The sequence below is a fragment of the Burkholderia sp. MSMB1835 genome (genome assembly GCF_001526365.1).
In the GTDB taxonomy this organism is placed as follows: domain Bacteria; phylum Pseudomonadota; class Gammaproteobacteria; order Burkholderiales; family Burkholderiaceae; genus Burkholderia.
Genome location: NZ_LOYP01000055.1, coordinates 82,568 through 107,161, shown reverse-complemented (window position 1 = coordinate 107,161; position 24,594 = coordinate 82,568). Strand labels below are relative to the sequence as shown.

Sequence of the window (24,594 nt, the reverse complement as noted above, 5' to 3'; positions counted from 1 at the left end):
TTTCGTTGTTCGAATCATGTGGCGCCGCCCTCCGGCGCCCGTCCCGTCAACCGCCCGCTTCGGCAATGCCCGCCTGGACGCGCCGCACCGCCGTCACGATCGACAGCACGATCAGCAGCCGCCACAGCCATGCGGCGACACTGCCGACCGGCAAGCCCAAGCCAATCCATAGCGCGAACGCGCCGAGAGCCAGCGCCCGGTCGCTCTTGCCGAACGGGCCGTCGTAGCGGCGCGTCGCGCCGACGAGCGGGCCGATCAGCCCCGCGCATTCGACGATCACCGCCGTCAGCGCAAACAGCCACACGTCCGCCGGCGCGAACGCGGGAATGGCGAGGAACGGCAGCACGAGCGCGACGTCGGACACGATGTCGCCCAGCTCGTTCAGGTACGCGCCGAGCGTGCTCTTCTGCCCGTGCTCGCGGGCGAGCATGCCGTCGATCGCGTTGAGCGCCATCCGCGCGAACAGCCACAGCGGAATCAGCAGGAACAGCACGCGGGCGAACACGCCGAGCCCCGCGAGCGCGCCGACGACGATCGAGCCGCCGGCCGCGAACAGCGTGACCTGGTTGGCGGTGACGCCGCGTTCGGCGAGCGAATTCGCGAACGGGCGCAGACGGTCCTGGAATTTGGGTTTGAGTGCGTAGAGGCTCATCGTTTCGTATTCGTATTATTCGCGCGAGACGGTCGGCTACGTTTCCCGCCGCCATGCCCCGGGCGGCGAAACGGCCGTCGCCGGCCTGGATTGAACGGCCCTCATCGTCGCCGAGCGGCCTCGCTGCGTCAAGCATGCGGGCCGGCCCGCCCGTGCGGCGCCAATCTGGCGTTTTTCTTCGAAACTCGCGATAATCCGCTGGCCCGATCGCGGCGAGATCGATTCGAACTGCAGACGGGCACGCGTGCAACAGCCGATTATCACGCCGCCGTCCGACGCATTCGCCGCGACGCAACAGCGTGCGACGGCGAATCGTCCGATCATCGCGGACCTGCGACAGGCAGCCACGAACTTGAAAAAATGCAAACGAGAGCGATCCGGCGCGCATCCTGCCGCGCCGGCATTCCGGGGTTCCGTCCGCCGCGCGTGCGCAGCGGGCCGGGCATGCATGCAGGAGGCCACGCGCCGATGAACATCCTCAACGTCTGGCAGCGCGACTTCCTGCTGTCCATCGTGCGGCTCGTCGCCGGCGCGTATCCCGTCTGGCATCAGGCGCCGCCGTCGCCGACGCAGAAGATCTATTTCTCGAACCATACGAGCCACATCGACACGCTCGCGATCCTCGCCGCGCTGCCGCGCGACGTGCGCGCGGTCGTGCGGCCGGTCGCCGCGCGCGACTACTGGGACAGCAGCAACCTGAAGCGGCACATCGCGCAGAAACTGCTGAACGTCGTGCTGATCGACCGTCATCGCGAAAGCGGGGGCGACCCGCTCGACCCGGTGCGCGATGCGCTGCGCCAGGGTCACTCGATCATCATCTTCCCGGAAGGCACGCGCGGCGCCGACGTGCTGCCGCAGCCGTTCAAGAGCGGGCTGTTCCATCTCGCGACCGAGCTCCCGGACGTCGCGCTCGCGCCCGTCTATCTCGAGAACCTGCAGCGCATCATGCCGAAGGGCGCGATCTGGCCCGTGCCGCTGATCTGCAAGGTGCATTTCGGCGCAAACGAAGCGCTCGGCGCTCAGGAAGACAAGCCGACGTTCCTCGCCCGCATGCGCGACGCGGTCATCGCGCTCGCGCCGCCGCAGCGGCCGGCCGGCTGAACGCGGCGCCCCCTTCTCCCTTTTCCGGACATCAACCATGCGAACCCTCTTCTGGGAACTGGTCGCGGGCGTCACGGGCGTGCTCGTCGTCGCGACCGTGATCGGCGCGATCCTCGGCGCGCGCAGCGGCGGCACGAGCGCGACCATCGTCAACCTGAACCAGCGCATCCGCGCATGGTGGGCGATGATCGCGATCATGGCCGTCGCGATCGGCCTCGGCAACAACGTCACGTACCTGGTGTTCGCGCTGCTGTCGTACCTGACGCTGCGCGAATTCATCACGCTCACGCCGACCACCGCGAGCGACCATACGACGCTCTTCATCGCGTTCTTCATCGCGATCCCCGTGCAATACCTGCTGCTCGGGATCAACTGGTACGGGATGTATTCGATCTTCGTGCCCGTGCACCTGTTCTTCGCGATGTCGCTCGTATCGGCGCTCACGCAGGACACGCGCGAATTCCTGAGCCGCAACGCGAAGATCAACTGGGCGCTGATGGTGTGCGTGTACGGGCTGAGCCACGCGCCTGCCGTGCTGATCCTCGACATTCCGCGCTACGCCGGGCAGAACGCGCTGCTGCTGTTCTTCTTCCTGTTCGTCGTGCAGATCAGCGACGTGCTGCAGTACGTGGTCGGCAAACTGTTCGGACGCCGCAAGATCGCGCCGCAGTTGTCGCCGTCGAAGACGATCGAGGGTTTCGTCGGCGGCGGCCTGCTGGCCACGCTGTGCGGCGCGTCGCTGTATCGCGTGACGCCGTTCAGCTTCGGCGCGGCGTTCGGGATCTCGCTCGCGATCGTGATCGCGGGCTTCGTCGGCGGGCTCGTGCTGTCGGCCGTCAAGCGCTCGCTCGGCACGAAGGACTGGGGCTCGATGATCGCCGGCCACGGCGGCATGCTCGATCGCGTCGATTCGATCTGCTTCGCCGCGCCGGTGTTCTTCCACCTCGTGCGCTATCTGTACGTGTGATGGGTGGGCGGCGTAACGCCGCCCGTTCCGGCACACGACGACTCAGTATCCGCCGCGCAGCGCCTTCGGCACGACTTGACGCCCGCACGCGGCGTCGAACTTCACCGTGTCGTGCGTGTGAATGGTCTTGTCGTCACGCACGCCCGATTCCGTGAGCGCCCGGCCCCGTCCCGGCACTACGCCTGCGTCACACCGGATCCGGCACCTCGATCGCGAGCAGCGCCGAACTGATCGACTTGCCGTGCGCATCGAGCGCGAGCGAGCGCGTCACGCCGCCGCCGAGCGCATCGCGCAGCACGAAGTTGAACGCGCCGAGCGCCGGCAACTCGTAGCGCACGACGTCGCCGTGCACGATGCCCGCCAGCCATCCCTTGACCGCTTCCGCATCGAGATGCGTGCGCAGATGATCGTAATGACGCGGATCGCGGCAGATGACCGACACGTTCAGCGTATTGCCCTTGTCGCCGGTGCGCGCATGCGCGAGTTCACGCAGTTGCATCAGGCCTCCACGAATGAAAACGACGGCGTCACGGCCGCGCGCGGCAGCAGCACCGACTGCACGGCGATCACCTCGCGTGTCGACTTGAACGCGCCGCCGCCGCCGGCCGGCCCGTTCGTATAGAGCGTCTCGACTTCGTTGCCGATCCGCGCGGCTTCGGCGGCGGTGGCCACCCGGCCGGCCACCCGCACGCGCACCTCGGCCGGCTCGCCGCGCGCGGCCGGCGTCGCGTCGCCGTACAGCGCATCGACGCCGATCAGGTCGAAGCGCAGCTCGCTCACCGCGACGCCGGTCAGCGCGAGCCGCTCGCGAACGATGTCGAGCGCAAGACGTGCACGCGCGAGCGCGCCCGGGCCGCCGTACGAGATCTGGCCTTCGCCGATCCAGCCGTCGACATACGCGACCGACACCTTCAGCGTATCGGGCCGCGCGGTGCCGCGCCCGCCCGTCACGCGCACGCGATCGGCCGCTTCCTCGGCGACCGCCACGCGCGTGAAATCGGCCACGACGTCGGGCTGCAGATAGCGCGACGGGTCGTGAATCTCGTAGAGCAGTTGTTCCTTGCAGGTCGCCGCGCTCACGCGGCCGCCCGCATGCGGCACCTTCGTGATCACGACCGAGCCGTCGGCGGCGACCTCGCCGATCGGAAAGCCGAGCCGCGCGAGATTCGGCACGTCCTTGTAGCCGGGATCGGCGAAATAGCCGCCCGTCACCTGCCCCGCGCATTCGAGCAGATGGCCGACGACGGTCGCCTGGCCGAGCGTGTCCCAGTCGTCCATCCGCCAGCCGAACGCGTGGATCAGCGGCGCGGCGAACAGCGACGGGTCGGCGACGCGGCCGGTCAGCACGACGTCCGCGCCGGCCGCGAGCGCATCGACGATCGGCGCGGCGCCGAGATACGCGTTCGCGGACACGATGCGCTCGCGATACGCGGCGACTTCATCGCCCGATTCCTCGAAGCGGAACGCGCCGCGCAGCACGACGTCGAGCACGTCGTCGCCTTCGACCGCCGCGACTTTCAGCCCCGCGATGCCGAGCGACTGCGCGATTCGCGCGGTACGCCGGGCGGCCGCGCGCGGGTTCGCCGCGCCCATGTTCGACACGATCCGCACGCGCCTGGCCGCCGCGACCGGCAGCACCGCCTGCATCCGCGCGTCGAGCAGCGGATCGTAGCCGAGCGCCGGATCGTTGCGGCGCGCCTGCTGCGCGATCGCGATCGTGCGCTCGGCCAGGCATTCGAACACCAGATAGTCGAGCTGCCCGTGTTCGGCGAGTTCGACCGCGGGCTCGATCCGGTCGCCCGAGTAGCCGGCGCCCGCGCCGATGCGCACGCGTCGTTCAGTTTGCATGGCTGTCATGTCCGTACCGTCGTCCGGCGACACGCGCCGCCGGGAAGAATCAAAAGATGCCGAGCGCGACGCTGGCGATCGTCATCACGATCGACGCGCCGAACAGCAGCGGAAACGTGAATTTCTGGTGCTCGGCCAACTCGATCCCGCACAGGCCCACGACGAGAAACGTCGCGGGTGTGAGCGGGCTGACCGGAAACCCCGTCGTCATCTGGCCGAGCAGCGCCGCCTGCCCGACCTGCACGGCCGGCACGCCGAGCTGGCCGGCCACTTCCGCGATCACCGGCAGCACGCCGAAGTAGAACGAATCGGGATCGAACAACATGCTGAGCGGCATCGACGCGAGACCGAGCGCCACCGGGATATGGCCCGCCATCGACGGCGGCACGAAGCCGACCGCTGCCTGCGCCATCGCCTTCAGCATCCCGCTGCCCTGCATGATCCCGGTGAACACGCCGGCCGCGAGCAGGATGCCGGCCATCATCAGCGCGGCGCGCGCGTGCGCGTCGATGCGCTTTCGCTGCATGTCGACGTCGGGGTAATTCACCATCAGCGCGACGCACAGTCCGACCATGAACATGATCGCGGGCGGAATCTTCTCGCCCATCACGACCATCGTGCCGAGCACGACGAGCGTCAGCACGAGGTTGAACCAGAACAGGTGCGGCCGGCGCAGCGCCTGCTCGTCGGCCGTCAGTTCGCGTCGGGGCAACGGAATCGACGCATCGTCGCGCGACAGGCCGAGCCGCTTCTCCTCGCGCCGCCCGAGCCAGTAGGCGACGCCGAACACGAACACGAGCCCGATCGCCTGCACCGGGATCAGCGGATTGAACAGCGCCGACACCGGCAGGTGCAGCGACGCGGACGCGCGGATCATCGGCCCGGTCCACGGCAGGAAGTTGATGCCCGCGGCCATCGACACGGCAGCGGCCAGCACGCGGCGGTCCATCTTCAATCGGTCGTACAGCGGCAGCACGGCCGGAATCGTCACGAGAAAGCAGACGGCGCCCGAGCCGTCGAGGTGGATCAGCAGCGCGAGCAGCGTCGTGCCCATCACGATGCGCGTCGGCCGCGTGCCGACCGCGCCGAGGATCCGGTCGATGATCGGATCGAGCGTGCCGGCGTCGGTGATCGTCCCGAAATACAGGATCGCGAACACGAACATCCCGACGACGGGCGCGAGCCCTTTCAGCCCGTCGATGACGAACTTGCTGGTGTGCAGCCCGAATCCGCCGAGCAACGACGCGGCGATCGGCACGACGATCAGCGCGACGAGCGGCGACATCCGCTTCGACAGAATCGCGGCCAGCAGCACGACGATCGTGCCCAGCCCGAGTAACGGCAGCATCGGTGTCTCCTACCTTGTCTTTTGTTGGAGACGAGCGTAAGGTCGGCGCAGCGATAGCACAATTGAAATGATTTGATCGCAGCAATCACGAAGCGTTATGGATCTGAATCTTCGCGACATTCGCGCGTTCGTCACCGTCGCGCACGCCGGCAACTTCACGCGCGCCGCCGCGCGGCTGCATCTGTCGCAGCCGGCGCTGACCGTGCAGATCCGCCGGCTCGAGGACATCGTCGGCGCGCGCCTGTTCGACCGCAACAGCCGCAGCGTCGCGCTCACGCAGACCGGGCGCGAGTTGCTGCCGCTGTTGCAGCGCTCGCTCGACGACATGGAGCGCGTGCTGCGCGATGCGCGCGCGCTCGGCGAAGGCACGAGCGGCACGGTGCGGCTCGCGTGCCTGCCGACCTTCGCGTCCAGCGTGCTGCCGGAGCTGATCCAGTCGTTCCGGCGCGACGTGCCGCGCGCGGGCTTCGAGATCCGCGACGGCGTCGCGAGCCTCGTCACCGCGCTGGTGCGCAACGAGGAAGCCGATCTCGGGCTGACCGGCGGCGACACGTTCGATGCGTCGCTGGAGGTGCTGTACGCGGGCGCCGACCGGCTCGTCGCCGTATGCCCGAAGGATCATCCGCTCGCGCGCAAGCGCCGCGTGAGCACCGCCGACGTCGCCGGCGTGCCGCTCGTGCTCACCGCGCAGGGCACGAGCGTGCGCAGCGTCGTCGATGCCGCGTTGAAAGCGGCCGGCTGCACGCCCGACATCGCGTGCGAGCCCACCTACATGATGACGGCCGTCGCGATGGTGCGCGGCGGCCTCGGCGTGACGATCCTGCCCGCGACCGCACGCGAGGTGCGCGCCGAGCCCGACCTGGTCGCGAAGCCGATCGACGATCGCGCGTTCGTACGGCCGATCGCGCTCGTCGCGAAGCGCGGGCGCACGCTGCCGCGCGTCGCGCAGGCGTTCGCCGACCTCATGCTCGCCGAACTGAAAAAGCGCGCATGAAGCGCGCCCGATCGGTGACAGTCCGTCCGACGCTTACTGCGCGTCCGGATCGACGTGCAGCGATTCGCCGATCGCATAGAAATTGCCGCCCGCGATGTAGTGCAGGCTGCGCAGCGCGGGGTCGGCCGATTCGAAATACCAGTGGCCGTCGCGGAACACGCGCGTGTCGGACCACGCGGCGACCACCTCGCCGATGAACAGATCGTAGGCCTGCTGGTTGTGCGGCTCCGGAATCAACCGGCACGCGAGCCAGCCCGAGCAGCCGGCGACGAACGGCAGGTCGTGACCGGCGACGTCGAACAGCGTGACGCCCGCTTCGCGCAGCTTGTCGGGCCGCTCCGCGAGGCTGTGGCTGCCGACCGCATGCGTGAGCTGCAGTTGCGCGGCCGTCGGCACCTGGATCACGAACGTGCCGCTGCGCTCGACGAGCTCGCGCGTCTTCGCGGATTTGTCGAGCACGACGGTCAGCTTCGGCGGCAGGAAATCCAGCGCGCACGCCCAGGCGGCGGCCATCACGTTGTCGACGCCGTCGTGGCGGGCCGACACGAGCACGGTCGGGCCGTGATTGAGGAGGCGGTAGGCTTTCTTCAGCTCCACCGGAGCGATGTGGTTGTCCATACGGGTTCCTTGGCGAACGACGCGCACGGACGGATGCCGTGCGGCGCGGCGCCGGCCGTCGCAGCTGCGCGCGGCCGGGCCGCAGGCCGCATTCTCGCACCCAATTTCAATCGGCGCCGCGCCGCTGCCGGTTACTTCGCGAACAATTGGCCGATGTCGCGGAACGCCTTGAATTCGAGCGCATTGCCGCACGGATCGAACAGGAACATCGTCGCTTGTTCGCCGACCTGCCCCTGGAACCGCACGTACGGCTCGATCGCGAAAGTCACGCCGAACGCGCGCAAGCGTTCGGCCAGCGCTTCCCAGCTCGCCCAGTCGAGCACGATCCCGAAATGCGGCACCGGCACGTCGTGACCGTCGACCGCATTCGTATGTGCGCCTTCCTGCGATGCGGTTTTCGGATGCTCGTGGATCACGAGCTGATGCCCGTAAAAGTCGAAGTCGACCCACTGTGCACTCGAGCGGCCCTCCTCGAGCCCGAATACGCGGCCGTAGAAATCGCGCGCGGCCGGCAGGTCGTAGACCGGAATCGCCAGGTGAAACGGGGAAAGACTCATGATGGCCTCGTGAAAGAAATGCTCGCGTGGCGCGAGGACGGCATCATGGTAGACAAGGCCGAGCAAAAATTAAATCAATATATAATTTCGCGATTCATAAACGGAATCGATGAATGATCCGCGAGCTGAAAACCCTCGTCGCCGTCGCCCGCGAAGGCACCTTTGCCGCGGCCGGCAATCGTATCGGGCTCACGCAAGCGGCCGTGAGCGCGCAGATGCAACGTCTCGAAGCCGAACTCGGCTTCGCGCTGTTCGATCGGCAAGGGCGATCGGCGCGGCTCAACGAGCGGGGCCATCACGTGCTCGACCAGGCGCAGGCGCTGATCGGCCTGTACGAGAACCTGAGTTCGACCGCGCCCGGCTCTCCGGCCGCCGTGCGCGTGACGATCGGCGCGATCGCCTCGGTGCAGAGCGCGCTGCTGCCTGCCGCGCTGGCCGATTTCCATCGCCTGCACCCCGCGTGCCGGACGCGCGTGATACCCGGGCTGTCGATCGAGCTGGTCAACCGGGTCGACGCGGGCGAAATCGACATGGCCGCGATCATCCGCCCGCCGTTCGCGCTGCAGAGCGACCTGCACTGGACGACACTCGCGCAGGAACCGTTCCGGCTGATCGTGCCGCGCGGCGTGAAGGGCAAGGACTGGGCCGCGCTGCTCGCGCGCGAGCCGTTCGTGCGCTACGACCGCGGGTCGTTCGGCGGCCGCCAGGTCGACCGCTTTCTGCGCAAGATGCACATCGCGGTGCGCGACACCTGCGAACTCGACGAGCTCGACGCGATCGTCAAGCTGGTCGAGAACGGCGTCGGCGTCGCGATCGTGCCGCAAACCGCCGGGTATCGCCGCTGGCCGGCCGGCGTGCGCGCGATCGATCTCGGGCATCACACGTTTCACCGCGACATCGGGCTCGTGCATCGCGCACGGCGCACGATGTCGGAACCCGCGCAGACGCTCGCGCAACTGATCGACGCCGCGTCGCGTCGGCGCCCGCCGCCGCGGGCCGCGTGATCGACGCGTGGCGGCTCAGCGCCGCCCGGCCGCCCAATCCACCGCCGCGTCGAACAGCGCGACACCGGCCGGCGACAGGTTCGTGAACGTGTCGTTGTCGAGGAAGAACATCACGCGGCGCGCCGGCGCGAGCGTTTCGTAGTCCATCGTCGCGCCCTTCTCGTATGCAAAGATCGCGGCCTTGTCGGGTTGCCCGTACACGGTCGCGATCGTGATCGCGCCGAGCCCCGGCTTGCCCCAGCTCATCGGCGCCTGCTTGCCGTACGCGTTCGTCGCGCCGGCCGGCAGCCCGGCCGCCATCGGATGCGGCGCATTGACGAGCCACAGGTAGCGCTCCTTGCCCGTTTCGCCGAAGTCGACGTCGTGCCGCTTGCCCGTCATCGCGAGATCGTCGAGCAGGTCGTTTTCCCACGTCACGAGCGGCTTGTCGAGCGTGCGCCAGCCGGGCCGCACGTTCTTCGACGATACCGTCGACGAGATCACCACCAGATCGGCGTCGCGCGCCGCATCGGGCGCGGCCGCCTCGTCGATCAGGCGCACCGCGTAGCCGCGTTCGCCGAGATGCTGGCCGATGCGTTCGTCGACCTTCAGGTTCGGGCCGTGCAACTGCACGAGCATCGCGACGCGCGTAACGGGCTGCGACGCATCGGCGGCGAATGCGGGTGCCGACACGCCGGCGCCGACACCGACGCCCGCGGACAGCGCGAGCACCGCACCGGCGATCGTGCGCAACAGGCGGCGGCGCGCACCGGTCTTCGTCTTCAGATTCATCTGGATTCCTCTCCGAGGCCGCGCGCCGGCGTAACGGCCGCGCAGCGATTGCATGGTCAGAACTGCAGCGTGGTCAGCAGCGACACCTGCCGCGCGTCGCCGATCGCGACGAAGTAGCGGTTCGCGCTCGACGGGTAGTACGTGCGATTGAACAGATTCTTCACGTTGAACTGGAACGACAGTTTCTGCTTGCCGATCCGCGTGTCGTAGGTCGCGAATGCATCGGCGAGCACGTACGACGGCAGCGTGAAGCTGTTCGCCGAATCGCCGGGCCGCGCGCCCACGTAGCGCGCGGCCGCGCCGATGCGCAGGTCGTCGCCGCCCGCCACCGTGCCGAAGTCGTAGACGGCCGCGAGCGATGCGGTGTGACGCGCGACGTTCCACAGCTGGTTGCCCGTGTACAGCGGATCCTCGGTCGTCTTCGCGTCGATGTACGCGTAGCTCGCGATCACGTTCACGCGTTCGCCGATCTTGCCGGACACGTCGAGCTCGATGCCGCGCGAGCGCGCCCTGCCCGACGTGCGCCAGTCGGTCAGCTTCGTCGCGTCGTTGTATTGCGACACGAGCACGTTCTTCTTGTCGATGTCGAACAGCGCGAGCGTGCCGGTCATCCCGCCCGGCAGGTCGAGCTTGCCGCCCACTTCCCACGCGGTCGCTTCCTCGGGCGGCGTCGCGCCGTCGATCACGTAGCCCGTCATCGGCGCGATCGACGACGACGGCTTCAGCGACTGCGAATAGCTGCCGTACAGCGAGAACGCATCGGTCCACTTGTAGACGACACCCGCGCGCGGCAGCCACTTCGAGCCGCTGAGATCGGTGTTCGCGGTGAACGGACGACCGCGTCCCGCGACCTGGTTGTAGGTGATGTAGCGGAGGCCGCCCGACACGATCCACTTGTCGGTCAGGTGGACCGTGTCCTGGAAGAACGCGGACGCATCGTGCAGCGTGTCGGTCTGGTCGCTGTCGCTCGCGGACACCGTGCTCGACGGCGGCAGCAGCCCGTACACCGGATCGACGTAGCTGAACGGCGTCTTCACGGCCTGGCGCAGCATGTCCTTGCGATAGATGCGGCGGTATTCGGTATCGAAGCCGACCTGCACGTCGTGCCGCATCCCCGCGAGCGTCAGCTTGCCGGTCACGTAGCCGATCCCGTAGCTGTCGGTGCTGAGCGACCCGTGCGTCGCATCGTTGCTGCGCGTCAGCGTGCCCTTCACCGGATCGACGCCGGTCGTGCGCAACTGGTTCGCGTCGTAAGTTTCGCGGTTGTAGCTGTAGCCGACATGCGCGCTCCAGTCCGCGTTGAACTGATGATCGACGCTCAGTTGCGCGAGATGCGATTCGCCGTCCATGTCGTTGAACGGCTCGTCGATGCGCCGCCGTGCGGGAATGTCGAGCGGCGCATTGGTGCGCGGGTCGAGCGCGGTGCCGCGATCGAACGGCGAGTGGAACTTGCGGTACTGATATGACACCACGACCTGCGTATCGCGGCCGTACCACGCGAGCGACGGCGCGACGAAGGTCTGCCGGTACTCGCCGAAGTTGCGCCAGTACTGCTCGTTCGACTGATCGACGATCAGCCGGTACGCGAGCCGCGAATCGCCGACCGGCCCGGTCGAGTCGAAGGTCGCGCTGCCGCCGTTCTTGCCGTGCCCGAACGTCGACGCGCCGAGCGAGATCGCGTTGTAGCGCGTGAGCTGCGGCTGCTTGCTGACGACGTTGACGACGCCGCCCGGGTCCATCAGCCCGTACAGCAGCGACGTCGGCCCCTTCAGCACCTCGACGCTGTCGGTCGCCGCGTTGAACGCCCGGCCCTGCACGAGCGGCATGCCGTTCTGCATGATCGAGCCGTCGCGGTTGCCGCCGAAGCCGCGCTTCATGATCGTGTCCTGCGTGCCCGCGAGCGTGTTGCCCTGCGTGATGCCGCTCACGTTGCCGAGCGCGTCGTCGAGATTGCGCGGCCGCTGGTCGCGCAGCACCTGCGCGGGCACGATGTTGACGGCCTGCGCGGTATCGAGCAGCGGCACGTCGGTGCGCAGCACGCCCGCTTCCTTCGACGCACGATAGCTTTCGGCGCGCAATGCGCTGGACCGCACGTCGATCGTCGGCAACTCGGCGGCCGGCGCGGCGCCGGCCGCCACGGGCGCGGCCGCCGAACCGTCCGCGCGCATCAGCGTGTAGCCGCCGCCCGGCTGGCGCAGCGCGACGAGCCCCGTGCCGGCGAGCAGGCGGTCGAACCCGCCGTCGACGTCGAACCGGCCGTGCACGCCGCCGCTCGTCAGGCCGGCCGTCAGGTCGGCCGGGAACGCGAGCAGGATGCCCGCGTCGCGGCCGAACCGGTTCAGCACCGCTTCGAGCGGGCCGGCCGGAATGTCGAACGCGCGACGCGACGCCCGCTGCGCGGCGGGCGCCGCATCGGCATCGGTGTCGGCCAGCGCCGGCAGCGGCAGCAGTGCCGACAGCAGGACGGCGCCGGCCAGCCGGCGGGCAAACGGGGCCGGCGTGGCCGGGCGCGACGCGCACGGCAGACGACGGGCGGGCGCCGGACGGCGCCGATACGTGAGACGGATGGAAGCCATGATCGGGGAGTCGGTGGACGATGGGCCAGTGCTGTGTTCATGACCCATGTCACGCGAACATCGAGAAACAGCTCAGGTCGACGAAAAAATTTTTCGGCGCGCTCACGAACGGGCCGGCACGACGGTCGCCCAGTAACGCGTCAGGTAGTGGACGTCGATCGGCAGCGTCGCCGTCAGCGTATCGAGCACGCGTGCGGGATCGTCGAGCGGATAGGTGCCCGACACGCGCAGATCGGCCACGGCCGGATCGCAGCGCAGGCTGCCGCGCCGATAGCGGTCGAGTTCGGCGACGAGATCGGCCAGCCGCATACGCGACGCGACGAGCATGCCGCCCGTCCACGCGGACGCGTACGGATCGAGCGGCGCCGGCGCCCCGATCGCAGCGCGCGTGAAATCCGCGCCCTCTCCGGCCGCGATCACGCGCGTGCCGGCCGACGCATCGACCGGTTGCACCCGGACGGCGCCGCCAAACACCTCGCAGCGCGTCGCACCGTCGCGCCGCCGCACCGCGAAGCGCGTGCCGAGCGGCCACAACTCGCCCTGCGCGGTCGCGACCACGAGCGGCCGAGCAGGCACACGCCCGTCGTGACCGCTGGTGACCATGATCGTGCCGCGCAGCAGGTGCAGGCGCCGCGCCGCGTCGTCGAAGCGCACGTCGAGCGCCGTGTCGGTATCGAGCACGACGACCGTGCGATCCGCGAGCGTCACCGTGCGCCGCTCGCCGACCGCCGTGCGCAGGTCGGCCGGCCAGATCGCCGCGCGCCGTGCGGGCTCGGCCATCCATGCGGCGCCGCCCGCGAACAGCAGCACGGCCAGCGCCTTCACGGCCGCGCGGCGGCCCGCCCGCTTCGGCAGCAACGCCGCATGCGCGGCCTGCGCGTCGAGCCCGCCCGCCAGCCGATCGAACCGGCCCTGCATCGCTTCGATGTGACGCCACGCCGCGTCGTGCGCCGGATCCTCCGCGCGCCAGCGCGCGAGCGCGGCGACGAACGCATCGTCCGTCCGGCCGGACTGCCGGTCGACCCACCATTCGACCGCGCGACGTGCGACGTGCGGCGGCACCGCCGGCGCTCCCGGGGCGGCCATCGGTCAGGCTGCCATCGCGAAAAAGCACTGCGTGCCGGCCTTCACGAGATAGCGCTTCACCGTCGCGAGCGACACGCCGAGTTCGCGCGCGATTTCGGTCTGCGTGAGCCCGTCGAGCTGCGCGAGCAGGAACGCGCGCTTCGCCGCGAGCGGCAAGCCGTCGAGCAGCCGGTCGATGTCGAGCAGCGTCTCGACGACGACGGCCCGCTCCTCCGGCGACGGCGCAACCGCTTCCGGGCGCTGCGCGAGCACGTCGAGATACGCGCGCTCGATCTGCTCGCGCCGCCAGTGGTTGCTCAGCACACGCTGGGCGACCGTCGTCAGGAACGCGCGCGGCTCGGCGGCGCCGATCGGCTCGTCGCGTGCGAGCAGGCGCACGAACGTGTCGTGCGCGAGGTCGGCCGCGCGGTGCGCGCAACCGAGCTTCCGGCTCAGCCAGCCGCGCAGCCACGCGTGGTGGCCGGCATAGAGGGCGTCGATTTCTCGATGGAGGGACAGCTTGTCAGCGGACATGGCCGGGTTCCGGGGTGCGCAGGCGTCAACCATTCTGTAAATGAGAATGATTATTATATACAAAAGCGAGATGGTGACCGCGGTTTCGGTACGCGAGCGACGCTGACGCAGCGACGGATGGCGAAGTCGATACCGCCGTCGGATGCGAATCGCGCGCGTTTATCACATTCGTTCCGGGCCGGCCAATTCGATTCGTTAAATAATGATTTGACGGATCGATAACAATATTGCGCTTGCGGGCATTCACTCGAATATCGCGCCGCATTATCACGCCCCGCGCAAAACGCAATGGAAAAATCGAGAAACGGCAATCCATTGATGCATAGCGCTCAATAATCCAAATCCCTCAAAAATGAATTTCCGGGAATGCGCCTGTCGGCATCAGGCCACAACGGAGAATTTCATTTTTGCCGTTTTATTGCGGCTCTGTAGTCTCCTGCCATTCCGGATCACGAACCCACATCCATGCGCAAGGAGATGACAATGAAACGCACGACCCTCTCGCTGATTTCGCTCGCGTCGCTCGCGGCGATGCCCGTCGCGCATGCGCAGTCGAGCGTCACGCTGTATGGCGTGATCGACACGTCGCTCACTTATGTGAACCATGCTCAAGGCAAGGACAACGCATGGATGCTCGGCAACAGCAGCGCGGGCAATCTGGCCGGCAGCCGCTGGGGTGTGAAAGGCACCGAGGATCTCGGCGGCGGGCTGAAGGCGCTGTTCCAGTTGGAGAACGGCTTCGACCCGAGCAACGGCCGGCAGGGCCAGGGCGGCCGCCTCTTCGGCCGGCAAGCCTTCGTCGGCCTGACGAGCGACCGCTACGGCACGCTCACGTTCGGCCGCCAGTACGATCCGCTCGTCGATCTCGTGCAGGGCATCACCGCCGACAACTACCTCGGCAGCGTGTTCGCGACGCCGGGCGACGTCGACAACTACGACAACAGCTTCCGCGTCGACAACGCGGTGAAGTACACGTCGGCCGTCTATGCGGGCCTGCAGTTCTCGGCGATGTATTCGTTCGGCGGCATCGCCGGCAGCACCGGCGCCGCGCAGTCGTACTCGGCCGCCGTGTCGTACAACAACGGGCCGTTCAGCGTCGCGGGCGGCTACTTCCACGCGACCAACAGCCCCGCGTCGAACGGCTTGCGCAACGGCTGGACCAGCTCGTCGGACGGCACGTTCGACGGCCCGATCAACAGCGGCTATGCCAGCGCGCACTCGCTCGGCATCGCCCGCATCGCGGGCCAGTACGTCGCCGGCCCGTTCACGTTCGGCCTCGGCTACAGCAACGCGCAGTACCGCCGCGACGCAAGTTCGGTATTCGGCTCGAACGAGCACTACAACACGGGGCAAGGTTTCGTGAACTACCAGGCGACGAATGCGCTGCTCGTCGGCGTCGGCTACAGCTACACGCGCTCGGGCGGCGACACGTCGGCGACCTATCACCAGGTATCGGCCGGCGCCGACTACAGCCTGTCGAAGCGCACCGACGTCTACCTGACCGCCGCGTACCAGCACGCAAGCGGCCAGACCGGCGACGGCAATGGCGGATCGATGGCCGCGCAGGCATCGATCGGATCGTACGGTTATGCGGGCACGAGCTCGCAGACGATGGTCAACCTCGGCCTGCGTCACCGCTTCTGACGGCATGCTCGAGACGGCCGGCTACGCGCGGCGTGGCCGGCGCCTTCGCATCGCGCGCACGGCGGCTTCGGCCGCCGTTTTTTATGCCGCTTTCCTTCGCCCCGGCAACGGCCGTTGGATGATTTTCCCTTTTCGCTCCGGTCATCGCCGGTTTCATCGCGCAACTGACGTAATACGTCAGGGTCCGGTCGCTGCCGTTGCAATTGCATGCGTGCAAATGCCGGCCATTTTTACCGACCGACCATCGGCTCGACCCGTGATCCGGCGCGATAAAAATGCGCGGCGCATGCGCGCGCAAATGCAAAGGAAAGTTTGACGCGAGCCATTTGCCCGCTTGCTATGGCACACTTCGCGTCTGCGTAATTTCCTTGCACCGGGCGGCCGGATTCCGCCCCATCCTGCCATGCCGCGTCATATCACTCGCCCGCTCAGCCGCGACACGCTGACAATCGCCTCGACGATCGCGCTCTCGTGCGCGCTCTGCGGCGTCGCGCGCGCCGATTGCCTGGACGACGCGGCCGCGTTCCAGCACGTGAGCGTCAGCCTGATGCGCGGCATCGCGCAGGTCGAATCGGGGATGAATCCGAACGCGGTGAACACGAATACCAACGGCACGGTCGACATCGGGCTGATGCAGATCAACAGCACGTGGCTGCCGACGCTCGCGCGCGAAGGCATCACGCGGGAAAGCCTGTTCGATGCGTGCACCAACGCGTACGTCGGCGCGTGGATCCTGTCGCAGAACATCCGCCAGCTCGGCCCCAACTGGAACGCGATCGGCGCGTACAACTCCGCGTCGCCCGACAAGCGCCTCGCGTACGCGCGCAAGGTCTATGATGCAATCCGGACCATGCCGGATTCGCCGGATACTCCCATGCCCATCCTTCCACCGTCCTTCACGCCGCCGCAACAGGCGCAGACGTACAACCCGTTCGCGAGCCTGAGCGTGTCGGCGCCGCCCGTCACGCGTGCACGGTCGATATCGCCGGCCGCGCCGCCTCCGCCGACGCAGGGCGGCCCCGCCGGCCCGGCCGGTACGTACAACTTCGGATGGACGGTGACCGGCGCCGACCAGGCCAAGCCGACCCAGGTGTTCGACGACGGCGCGCGGATCTACGTGCAGTTCAGCGACATGAAGCACGTGCCGGCGATCTTCACCGAAACGTCGTCGGGACGCGTGCTGATGTCGTGGGAGCTGCAATTCCCGTATGCCGTTCTGACGCGTCCCGCGCAAACGTTGATCTTCCAGCTCGGGCCGTTCGAAGCGCGCGCGCAGCGGGGTGCGGCAGGGATGACCGCTCAGGGCGGGGCTGGAACGGGAACGCAGCGTTCGGGCGCGACGGCGGCAACGGCTGCCACTACGCCGGCGGCGAAACAGCCGGCCGCGAATGCATCGACCAAGCGCACGGCGTCGGCCGACGCACTCTGGTATCTGAACACGCCGTCGACGTCGGGATCGGCATCGACCGCGAGCACGGCGAATGGCGCGCCCGCGTCGGCTCCATCGAACATGCCGGCCACGTGGCCCACCGCGGTCACATCGAATACGCCGCCGCCGGCAATGCCCCAGGCACCGGCTGCGGCAACGCCGGCTACGCGCGTCAGCACCGACGCGCTCTGGTATATCTCGAAGTAACGCACACGCCGGTTGCGTCTCGGCAATCGGCGTGAATCGGCAAGCGGCAGGCTACCGGACTATCGAACGACCGTCGTGCCGGACGGTGCCGATACGGTCGACACCAGCGATTGGTACACGTCCGCGACGCGGTCCAGGAACGACTTGTCGGGTGCGGTCGCGATTTTCTGCATTGCCCGCGTGTTCATGTAGTTCTTGATCGACACGAGGTGGCTCCACACCGCCTCGACATCGCTCTCGGCCATGCTGTCGTGCACGTGCTTCACGAACAGCGGATACATCGCCTCGACCTGAGGCAGGCGCTCGCCCGGATTATTCCAGAGCCAGAACAACGCTTGCGCCTGCGGATCGGTGTTGAATATCGACGGCGGCAGCTCGCCGCCGAGCTGCTTCATTGCCTGCTTGCCATCGAACCCGTATCCCGGGCGCGTACCGTGCTGCTTCTGGTAATCGATCTCGCGCACCAGCTTCTCGTAACGTCCGTACGCCAGCGGATTGGCCGCACCGCCGAGCCAGCCCGGCTTGCGCTGTGTCGCGGCCGCGCGATTCTCGGCCTGGTCGTACCACATGCGCAGCCACTGGATATATACGACCATGTGGCCCTTGAGCTCGCCCTGGATGTCCTTCGGCAGATCGGTCACGACGATCGGGCGCGGCGGCGCGGGATCGGGCACGCGGCAACCGTCCGTCATGTCGGGTACGGGTTTCGGATTGAGGAAATCGAGCGGCCCGATCGACGGCTCGAGCGCCGCCGACGGATAGCCGATGCCCGTGCCCAGCGGCGTCAGCGGCGGAATCTCGCGCGTCGTCGCCACGAGCTTCTTGACTGCCAGCCGGTAGTCGAGCTGGAAATTCTGGATCTCGGGCGGCGCGACGATCTGCTGATACAGCGCACCGTCCTCGTTCGCCAGCGCGGTGAGGCTCGGCATCGGAATGCCCGCGCCGTACGCGCGGTGGTACATCATCTCGAGCGGCACGCGCGCCAGCTTGTCGGAAATACCGTCCTCGCCTTCGATCGCGCCGCCGCCCACGTCCACCTGCGCGCCGGGAAACAGGCGTTCCTGCCGCCGACCGCGCATGTCGGACGGGTCGACACCGAGCATCGTCAGCGGCTTGTACACGCGCAGTTCGTGGGCGGCCGCGTAGTGCACGCATTTCTCGATGTCCGGCGACAGGATCAGATCCGACGACACCGCGTTGCTCAACGGGATGTAGCCCGTCAGCAGGTTGTCGTCGAAGCGGTTCGTCACGCAATCGAACAGCCCCATGAACTTGATCTTGACCGGTACGCCGTCGTATTTTCCGCCCTTGGCCACCTCGTCGAGCAATTGCTTGGCAAAGGCCAGTGCAAGGCCGCCGCCCATGTCGTAGCCGAAGATCGCGACATGGATCCTGTTCACCGTGCCGACCTGCTTCGCGCCGGCCACCGCCGCCTTGAAATCCTCTTCGGCCGCCTTCAGGCGCGTATCCACGCCCGTATTGAACAGTGCGGCGCCCACCTTCGTATCGCGCGTGAGCCGGAACGACTCGGCCGCCGCGCCCAGTGTTTCCTTGCCGACCTCCTTCAGCACGGCCTTCGGAATCCGGTACGGATACTTGACGACGTCGCGCCAGAAACCCTTCCATTCGTGACTCAGATAGCGCAGCGCGCGATTCTTTTCCGATCCGGGCCGCTCGATCGCGCGCTCGATCCGCTTGCGCGCGTCGCCCCAGCCGTCCTTTGCCTTGCCGACCAGCGTATCGAACGTGTCGTTCACACGATTTCCGAACGTAGGATTGCTGATCTTGCCGCTCTGCTTCCACGCATCCTCGACCGCCTTCTGCGCCTTTTCCTTGGCCTTGTCGACCGTCTGCTCCTTGAGCTTGTCGCTGGCCTTCTCGCTGGCCGTATCCGTCGCCTTGTCCTTCAGGACCTCGCGCAGCACACCGGCCTCCGGGTCGAAATTCGCGCCGAGTCCCGGGTAGTAGAAGCGCCGCATGTTCTTGTTCTTCTTGTCGTACGCGGCGTTGAACAGCTTCAGGATATTGGTTCGCGGCCCGTCCTTCTCGCCGAAGCCGAATCCGTCGAAATAGAAACTGACCCACAGCATGTGTTCGCATGCGGGACACATCTGCTCGGCCTCCGCCTTGACGCGGTCCGTCTCTGCGGAGACGGCGTCCTTCTTCAGGTTGATTTCGGCCATGGCAGTTACTTCTCCTGCGTCGGTTTGAGCTCGGGTGCATTCATGTCGTCGACCCACTGCAGCTCGGCCGTGCCGTTCTTGCGGAAATACACACGCAAATAGCGCGACGTCGGCGATTCCGGCTGAGGAATGGTCACATCGATCGTCTTGCGCTCGGGCTGGATGCCGCGCTGAATCTCGTCCAGCGGCTGCGCGAATTCCCAGAACAGCTTCACCTTCTGCCCCGGCGTCACCTTGCAGCCGCAGGCGAAGCCGCCGCCGCCGCCGAATGCCTCGCCGTCCTCGCGTGCCGACGGATTGCCGAAGCATCCTGACTTGTGCTCGTTGTCGAGCCAGAATTCGTGGAGCTTGCGGCCGTACTCGTTGTATCCGGTGACGCACACGTTATGCGGCTCCGCCGATGCGTCGACGCCGTGCTTGCCGCATGCGGCAAGCACACCGAGCCCGACCAGCGCCAAAGCGTGCATCCCTGCTCTGAATTTCATCGATACCCTCACACACTTCTGTCGTTGTTGGCTGCGTCCGGCGATGGCGGACCGAACCGGTTGCGCGCGTCGTCCCCGCGATAGAAGCCGTTCATCGCAACGGCGATGAATGCGCCTCCGACCGGGATCGCATGAAGCAACGTCCACCATCCGGACTTGCCGATGTCGTGCCATCGCCGGACCGACACTGCCACGAGCATCCAGATCATCACGATCGCGAATGCCCAGCCGACGACATCGACGAACGTCCTGGCCCGCTGTGCGGCGGGCAGATCGGCTAGCGCATCGAGCGCGGAGCCGGCGAGCAACAACGGCACGGTCACGCACCACCATTGCAAGCGCCCGGCCCGGCCGCGCAGTGAAAACAACGCCGCCACGCTCATCGCTGCGCCCCCTGTTTCGTGTCGGCATCCACGGGGTCGCTCCGATCGATCAGGCGATCGAGCAATGCGTCGCACAACGCGTCGTGATCATGCCGATACGCGGCGATGCACTCGGCGACGACGCTCTCGTCGCCGAGCTCCATGTGGCCGACCATCGCCAGCGTCGCACCGATCCGGTAAGCGAGTCGGTCGTCACTCAACCCCTGCGCGTCCAGCACGCCGATCAGACGGCGCATGCGCGCGTAAGTGTCGAACGGATCCGCGTCGACGGGGATCCGGCCGTTGCGTCGCAATTCGGCGAGTACGGCGTCGGGCCGGCTCTCGTGCCGCAAAGCGGCGAGTTCGCGGGCATCCACGCACGCGTAGAAGATTCGTTCGTGCCGGCGCGGATGCCGCACCGTACCGACGGCGCCATCGCGACGCACCCAGGTCCACGACACGCACGGCGACAGGAGCGCCTGATAGCGCGACTCGGACAGCGCGCCCGCCAGTGTCTGAAACACCGCCGCGTCGTAGAACCGCAGCAGCCCGTCGCGATCGTCGGGCAGGGTCACGCGCGTCCTGACGCCGAGTTTCGGCACGAGTTCATCGAGCGGATACACGCTGACCAGCGACAGAAACGCGAACGGCCGCCGCGCGAGCTGCCGTTCGAGCAACGCCGGCACGTGCGGCGCACGATAGTCGCACACCAGCGCGCAGACCTCCGGGTGGCTCGCCTCGGGCTGGCCAGCGAGCACGTTGTGAACCTGTCCTTGCGCAATCAACTCGCGCCAGGGCGCCGCGTTGATCGGCAACTGCGACGCATCGACCAACAGATAGCGATAGGCATCCGGAAACGCCGCATGCTCGGCCGCCGCCGTCGTTTCCCATGTCTGGAGCAGCGCGGTCATCGTCGTCATCCGCGCGTGGCAATCGCTTCGTGGCGATGCGCGAGATCCCGCATGCATTCGACGCATGCGGGCTTGTTCATCGACGGCAACTGGACGTTCGCGGACCGCGGGCCGGTCAGCGTATGCTGGGCCGCATGGAACGTCGCCTTGCCCGGCGCGCCGATCACGATGTCGTTGCCTTCCATCTTCAGGAACGCGTTGGCCGCCGTGAGCAGCAGCCGCTTCGGCGACTGCAGCGCGACACTTGCCTGCGCGCTCGATACAGTCACCGCACGCTGCGCACTGGCGTCGAGCGTCCCGGCGTTCTGCGCCTGCACGGTGACGGCGCCCGTCGCAGCGTGAAGCGCAATCCCGGCGGCCGACCCCGGGCGGCTGCCGCCCGGGGTCCCGTGCGTGTACAGCGCGATGCCTTCCTTCGCGACGATGCTCGACTTGCCCTCGACCGTGATCTGCACGTCGCGTCCGGCGCTCAGCACGGTTTGCGTGCCCGACGTCCACACGTGGCTTTGCGCCGTCAGCGCGGCGACGCCGGCCGCGCCGTGCGCGACGAGATGCGGATGCTGCCACGCCACCGCACCGCCGCCGCCGGCACCGCCCGCGCCTCCGCCGCCTTCGCACGTTGCGCCGATCGACACCTGGCTTTGCCGCAGGCCCTCGATCGCCGCGAGCTGCGATGTCGTGCCGCCGACAGTCGCGACGCCACGTGGCTGCGCCGTGCCCGTGCCCGGCTCCGCACCCTGCTTGCGCGCGAAATTCGCGAGCCCTTGCAGCATCTCGCGTTGCTGCGCGAGCAACTGGCTCGCGGCACTCGCGTCCATCTGATTCACGCCGGGCGCCGTGCTGATCAGCAAGCCGGCGCCGGCGCGCAGCGCAGCGGCCGCCTGCGTCGACAGTTCGGCGCCGTAGCCGCGATCGGCCAGACGCCGGTTGTCCTCCACCTGCTTGATGTGCCCGAGCGTCAGGCCGCTGCCATGATCGGTCGTATAAAGGCGCGCACTCGACTGGCCGGCCGTATCGTCCAGCATGAATTGCCGCGAGCCGCCCGTGCCGGTCTGGCTCGCGCTCAGGTCCTGCGTCTTGAAGCCGGTCAGCACGGCCGCGTGGTCGTTGCCGGCAAACCAGGATGCCGCATTGGCTGTGCTGCCGCTCGGGCCGCCCGCCAGCGCATTGTGCTGCGCATCCGTGTTGCCTTGCCCGTTGTACAGCGCGGCGACCGCGACCGGCCGGTCGGGCTGGCCTTCCAGCCATTCGGTCCAGACTTCCTGACCGACGCGCGGCACGCTCACCCCACCCCAATTGTCGCCGCCGACCGGTGTCACCATGCGCGTCCAGGTGCCCGCGCCGCGGTCGGCCGGTGCGTTCGCCGCGCGCGGGTGTTCCTCGCGACTCGCGGAATTCTGCCCGCGCTGCGCATGATGCTGAATCCGGATCCGGTGATCGCGTTCGGTATGAATCGGATCCCCCGCGCCGACAACGATGCTCGTCTGGGCGCCCGGCATCACCGCGACCGGATGCACGCGTGCACCGTGCCCGCTCGGCGCCAACGGCCGGTAAGCCTGGTCGAACGGCAGCGCGGCGAAGCGGTTCCGGTACACCTCGTCGCCGTCGACCAGCGCGCCGCCAGCATGCGTCGTGGCATCGAATGCCGCGTGCAGCGCCGGCGCGCCGCCCTCCTCGCCAGGCGCGGCATCGAGCATCGGCGGAATCGCGCCGAGCCGTTGCGCGATCGCGCCGTGCACGTCGGCGCTCACGTTCGCACGCGCGTCGTGCTCGACGCGCAAGCACACGAACGCATGCGATGGATCGAGCGACGGATGCTGCGACATCGCAAAGTGCAGCCCCGGCCGCAAATCGCGACGCGTGCCGCTGCCTTCGGTCTGCAGCGCCGCCACGTGCTGCGCGTCGAGTTGCTGCTGCGCGCGCTGGTCGCCGATTGCGGCGGTCTGGAACGCGTACGGGCCTGCGACGTCGCGATCCTCGCCCGGCGCGACCGCGCCGCTCGCACGCACGCTGGACGGGCGGGTCGACAGGCTTCGATGATCCCAGCTGGCGCGCGCCACGCTGCCGATGCGCCAGCGGCGCGCGTTCAGGAATTGCCGGATGCCGCCGCGTGGGTCGCCGTCGCTCGTCTGGTGGAAACCGATGACTTCGGGTTCAGCGGGTGCAAAGCGCTGGTTCGTATCGGCCAGCACAAGCGTGTGTTTGCCCAGGTCCGTCGACTGCGCGTCGCCTTCGTGTTCGAACCAGTAGAAGATGCCCTCTTCCGCCCACAGTCGTTCGAGAAACGCGAAGTCCGATTCGCCGGCTTGTGCAGTCAGGCTGCGGTTCGCATATTTCGTCGGATCGGCGAGCGCCCAGCGCCATGCCGGCGCGATCGCGCCACGCGCGTAGTGCGCGAAGATCTGCTCGCTGATCTCGACCACGCTCGCGTTCAGGAAGTTGTAGCTGTCGACCCGCTGATGCAGCAGCGCGAGCCACGGTTCGACGACGAGCCGCACGCGCGCGAGCCCGCCGTTGTAGCCGACGAGTTCCGCGGCCGTCACATGGCCGTGGAACGGGCGCCGCGTGTCCTGCCCGTCCGCGCCCTGCCACTCGACGAGGATCGGCGCACCGATCAGCTTGTCGAGCGGCACGTCGGGCCGCTCGGTCAGCGCGGTGACCTGAAACCGGAAGCCGCCGCGATCGAGCGACTCCCATCCGCGCAGGCTCTCGGCGACGAGTTTGTCCACGCCGAGGGGCGTGGTCAGCCACAGGAACCGGTCGTGCTGCGACCAGCCGCGGAAGAATGTCTGGATGAGATCGGATTGGGTCGACATGGTGTGTGGTTCGGGGTTCGCTGGGAGTAGTGTTTCCGATCAAGGCTTTCGGGATACCGAAGTCCGCATTGATCCTCGGTCAATTCGACGACCGGCAGCAGTCCGGTTTCCGGCTTTTCCGCCTGGTAGTTGAACGCACCTTCGTAGTGGTGTCCATCCATGTCGAACGAATAGGACAGAACCGGTCCCGCATTGACCGCGTCCCGGACCGCCGCATCGCGTTTGCTCAGCACGTGCCGGATTTCCGCGAGCTGCCCGGCATAGGCGTTGCTCGATTCGACCGTATATTTGCCGATGCCCAGATAGCGGCCCTGCGAGCTGTGATCGAGATCCCTTCCGCGCGAATAGTAGGAAAGCGTATTGCCGTCATCCTTGATCACCATCTTTGGCGCGGGATTGGTCTGTCCGGACCCGCTGCGGATTTCGAAATAGCCGCGTCCGTCGTGCGCAGACGCCACGCCTGTCACGCCCAAGGTCAATGTCGTCACAGCCAGGATTCGTGTCACGAGCATCACGTCAGGA

At 67.7% G+C, this 24,594-nt stretch carries 22 protein-coding genes; 6 read left to right on the top strand and 16 right to left on the bottom strand.

Going from position 1 to position 24,594, the window contains the following annotated elements; all coding sequences use genetic code 11:
- Window positions 1–46: 46 nt before the first annotated feature.
- Window positions 47–652, bottom strand: a complete 606-nt coding sequence (locus WS96_RS28550; RefSeq protein ID WP_059837107.1) for a CDP-alcohol phosphatidyltransferase family protein — start codon at window positions 650–652, stop codon at window positions 47–49.
- Between the two features lie 468 nt (window positions 653–1,120).
- On the opposite strand from WS96_RS28550, the gene WS96_RS28545 reads away from it, so the two are divergent.
- Both WS96_RS28545 and WS96_RS28540 read left to right on the top strand, forming a co-directional pair.
- A complete protein-coding gene (locus WS96_RS28545; protein WP_059837231.1) occupies window positions 1,121–1,753 on the top strand; it encodes a lysophospholipid acyltransferase family protein in 633 nt (210 codons plus the stop codon).
- A 37-nt stretch (window positions 1,754–1,790) separates the two neighbouring features.
- Window positions 1,791–2,720: a phosphatidate cytidylyltransferase gene (locus WS96_RS28540; protein ID WP_059837105.1), complete on the top strand. Its 930-nt coding sequence runs from the start codon at window positions 1,791–1,793 to the stop codon at window positions 2,718–2,720.
- A gap of 187 nt (window positions 2,721–2,907) precedes the next feature.
- Here the strand turns inward: WS96_RS28540 and WS96_RS28535 are convergent, their stop codons facing one another.
- The 3 genes from WS96_RS28535 to WS96_RS28525 are packed head-to-tail and all read right to left on the bottom strand — an operon-like array spanning window position 2,908 to window position 5,916.
- A complete protein-coding gene (locus tag WS96_RS28535; RefSeq protein WP_059837103.1) occupies window positions 2,908–3,219 on the bottom strand; it encodes an AtuA-related protein in 312 nt (103 codons plus the stop codon).
- Window positions 3,219–4,577, bottom strand: a complete 1,359-nt coding sequence (locus tag WS96_RS28530; protein WP_059837229.1) for an acyclic terpene utilization AtuA family protein — start codon at window positions 4,575–4,577, stop codon at window positions 3,219–3,221. The genes WS96_RS28535 and WS96_RS28530 overlap by 1 nt, the downstream gene beginning before the upstream one ends.
- A 40-nt stretch (window positions 4,578–4,617) precedes the next feature.
- Window positions 4,618–5,916: a CitMHS family transporter gene (locus tag WS96_RS28525; protein ID WP_059782711.1), complete on the bottom strand. Its 1,299-nt coding sequence runs from the start codon at window positions 5,914–5,916 to the stop codon at window positions 4,618–4,620.
- Between the two features lie 97 nt (window positions 5,917–6,013).
- Between WS96_RS28525 and WS96_RS28520 the strand changes: the two genes are divergently transcribed.
- Entirely contained in the window at window positions 6,014–6,910 is an 897-nt protein-coding gene (locus WS96_RS28520; RefSeq protein ID WP_059837101.1) for a LysR family transcriptional regulator, read from the top strand.
- A gap of 33 nt (window positions 6,911–6,943) precedes the next feature.
- Here the strand turns inward: WS96_RS28520 and WS96_RS28515 are convergent, their stop codons facing one another.
- Window positions 6,944–7,528, bottom strand: a complete 585-nt coding sequence (locus tag WS96_RS28515; protein ID WP_059837099.1) for a flavin reductase family protein — start codon at window positions 7,526–7,528, stop codon at window positions 6,944–6,946.
- 131 nt (window positions 7,529–7,659) lie between these two features.
- Window positions 7,660–8,085: a VOC family protein gene (locus tag WS96_RS28510; RefSeq protein WP_059824063.1), complete on the bottom strand. Its 426-nt coding sequence runs from the start codon at window positions 8,083–8,085 to the stop codon at window positions 7,660–7,662.
- A gap of 113 nt (window positions 8,086–8,198) precedes the next feature.
- Here WS96_RS28510 and WS96_RS28505 point away from each other — a divergent pair, with 113 nt between their 5' ends.
- A complete protein-coding gene (locus WS96_RS28505) occupies window positions 8,199–9,089 on the top strand; it encodes a LysR family transcriptional regulator (RefSeq protein ID WP_059837097.1) in 891 nt (296 codons plus the stop codon).
- Between the two features lie 15 nt (window positions 9,090–9,104).
- On the opposite strand, the gene WS96_RS28500 is transcribed toward WS96_RS28505, so the two are convergent.
- The 4 genes from WS96_RS28500 to WS96_RS28485 are packed head-to-tail and all read right to left on the bottom strand — an operon-like array spanning window position 9,105 to window position 14,035.
- Window positions 9,105–9,860, bottom strand: a complete 756-nt coding sequence (locus WS96_RS28500; protein ID WP_059837095.1) for a hypothetical protein — start codon at window positions 9,858–9,860, stop codon at window positions 9,105–9,107.
- A 56-nt stretch (window positions 9,861–9,916) separates the two neighbouring features.
- Complete coding sequence (locus tag WS96_RS28495; protein ID WP_059837093.1) at window positions 9,917–12,484, bottom strand: TonB-dependent siderophore receptor; 2,568 nt, start codon at window positions 12,482–12,484, stop codon at window positions 9,917–9,919.
- A 54-nt stretch (window positions 12,485–12,538) separates the two neighbouring features.
- Complete coding sequence (locus tag WS96_RS28490; RefSeq protein ID WP_059837091.1) at window positions 12,539–13,522, bottom strand: FecR domain-containing protein; 984 nt, start codon at window positions 13,520–13,522, stop codon at window positions 12,539–12,541.
- Between the two features lie 3 nt (window positions 13,523–13,525).
- On the bottom strand, window positions 13,526–14,035 hold the full coding sequence (locus tag WS96_RS28485; protein ID WP_059837089.1) for a sigma-70 family RNA polymerase sigma factor: 510 nt from the start codon (window positions 14,033–14,035) through the stop codon (window positions 13,526–13,528).
- A 483-nt stretch (window positions 14,036–14,518) separates the two neighbouring features.
- Between WS96_RS28485 and WS96_RS28480 the strand changes: the two genes are divergently transcribed.
- Together WS96_RS28480 and WS96_RS28475 are read left to right on the top strand one after the other, a co-directional pair.
- Complete coding sequence (locus WS96_RS28480) at window positions 14,519–15,679, top strand: porin (protein ID WP_059837227.1); 1,161 nt, start codon at window positions 14,519–14,521, stop codon at window positions 15,677–15,679.
- Between the two features lie 403 nt (window positions 15,680–16,082).
- Window positions 16,083–17,315, top strand: a complete 1,233-nt coding sequence (locus tag WS96_RS28475) for a transglycosylase SLT domain-containing protein (RefSeq protein WP_059837088.1) — start codon at window positions 16,083–16,085, stop codon at window positions 17,313–17,315.
- Window positions 17,316–17,374: 59 nt separating this feature from the next.
- Here WS96_RS28475 and WS96_RS28470 read toward each other — a convergent pair whose 3' ends face one another.
- The 6 genes from WS96_RS28470 to WS96_RS33920 are packed head-to-tail and all read right to left on the bottom strand — an operon-like array spanning window position 17,375 to window position 24,578.
- On the bottom strand, window positions 17,375–19,498 hold the full coding sequence (locus tag WS96_RS28470) for a phospholipase effector Tle1 domain-containing protein (RefSeq protein ID WP_059837086.1): 2,124 nt from the start codon (window positions 19,496–19,498) through the stop codon (window positions 17,375–17,377).
- A 5-nt stretch (window positions 19,499–19,503) separates the two neighbouring features.
- Window positions 19,504–19,983 carry a DUF3304 domain-containing protein gene (locus WS96_RS28465; protein ID WP_059837084.1) on the bottom strand — a complete coding sequence of 160 codons (480 nt, stop codon included), beginning with the start codon at window positions 19,981–19,983 and terminating at the stop codon, window positions 19,504–19,506.
- A gap of 8 nt (window positions 19,984–19,991) precedes the next feature.
- Window positions 19,992–20,366: a DUF805 domain-containing protein gene (locus WS96_RS28460; RefSeq protein ID WP_059837082.1), complete on the bottom strand. Its 375-nt coding sequence runs from the start codon at window positions 20,364–20,366 to the stop codon at window positions 19,992–19,994.
- Window positions 20,363–21,256 (bottom strand): DUF4123 domain-containing protein, encoded by an 894-nt coding sequence (locus tag WS96_RS28455; protein ID WP_257128075.1) that lies wholly within the window; start codon window positions 21,254–21,256, stop codon window positions 20,363–20,365. The genes WS96_RS28460 and WS96_RS28455 overlap by 4 nt, the downstream gene beginning before the upstream one ends.
- A 5-nt stretch (window positions 21,257–21,261) precedes the next feature.
- Window positions 21,262–24,072 carry a type VI secretion system Vgr family protein gene (locus WS96_RS28450; RefSeq protein ID WP_059837078.1) on the bottom strand — a complete coding sequence of 937 codons (2,811 nt, stop codon included), beginning with the start codon at window positions 24,070–24,072 and terminating at the stop codon, window positions 21,262–21,264.
- Window positions 24,000–24,578: a hypothetical protein gene (locus WS96_RS33920; protein ID WP_156443703.1), complete on the bottom strand. Its 579-nt coding sequence runs from the start codon at window positions 24,576–24,578 to the stop codon at window positions 24,000–24,002. Before WS96_RS33920 ends, WS96_RS28450 begins: the two co-directional genes overlap by 73 nt.
- Window positions 24,579–24,594 lie beyond the last annotated feature (16 nt).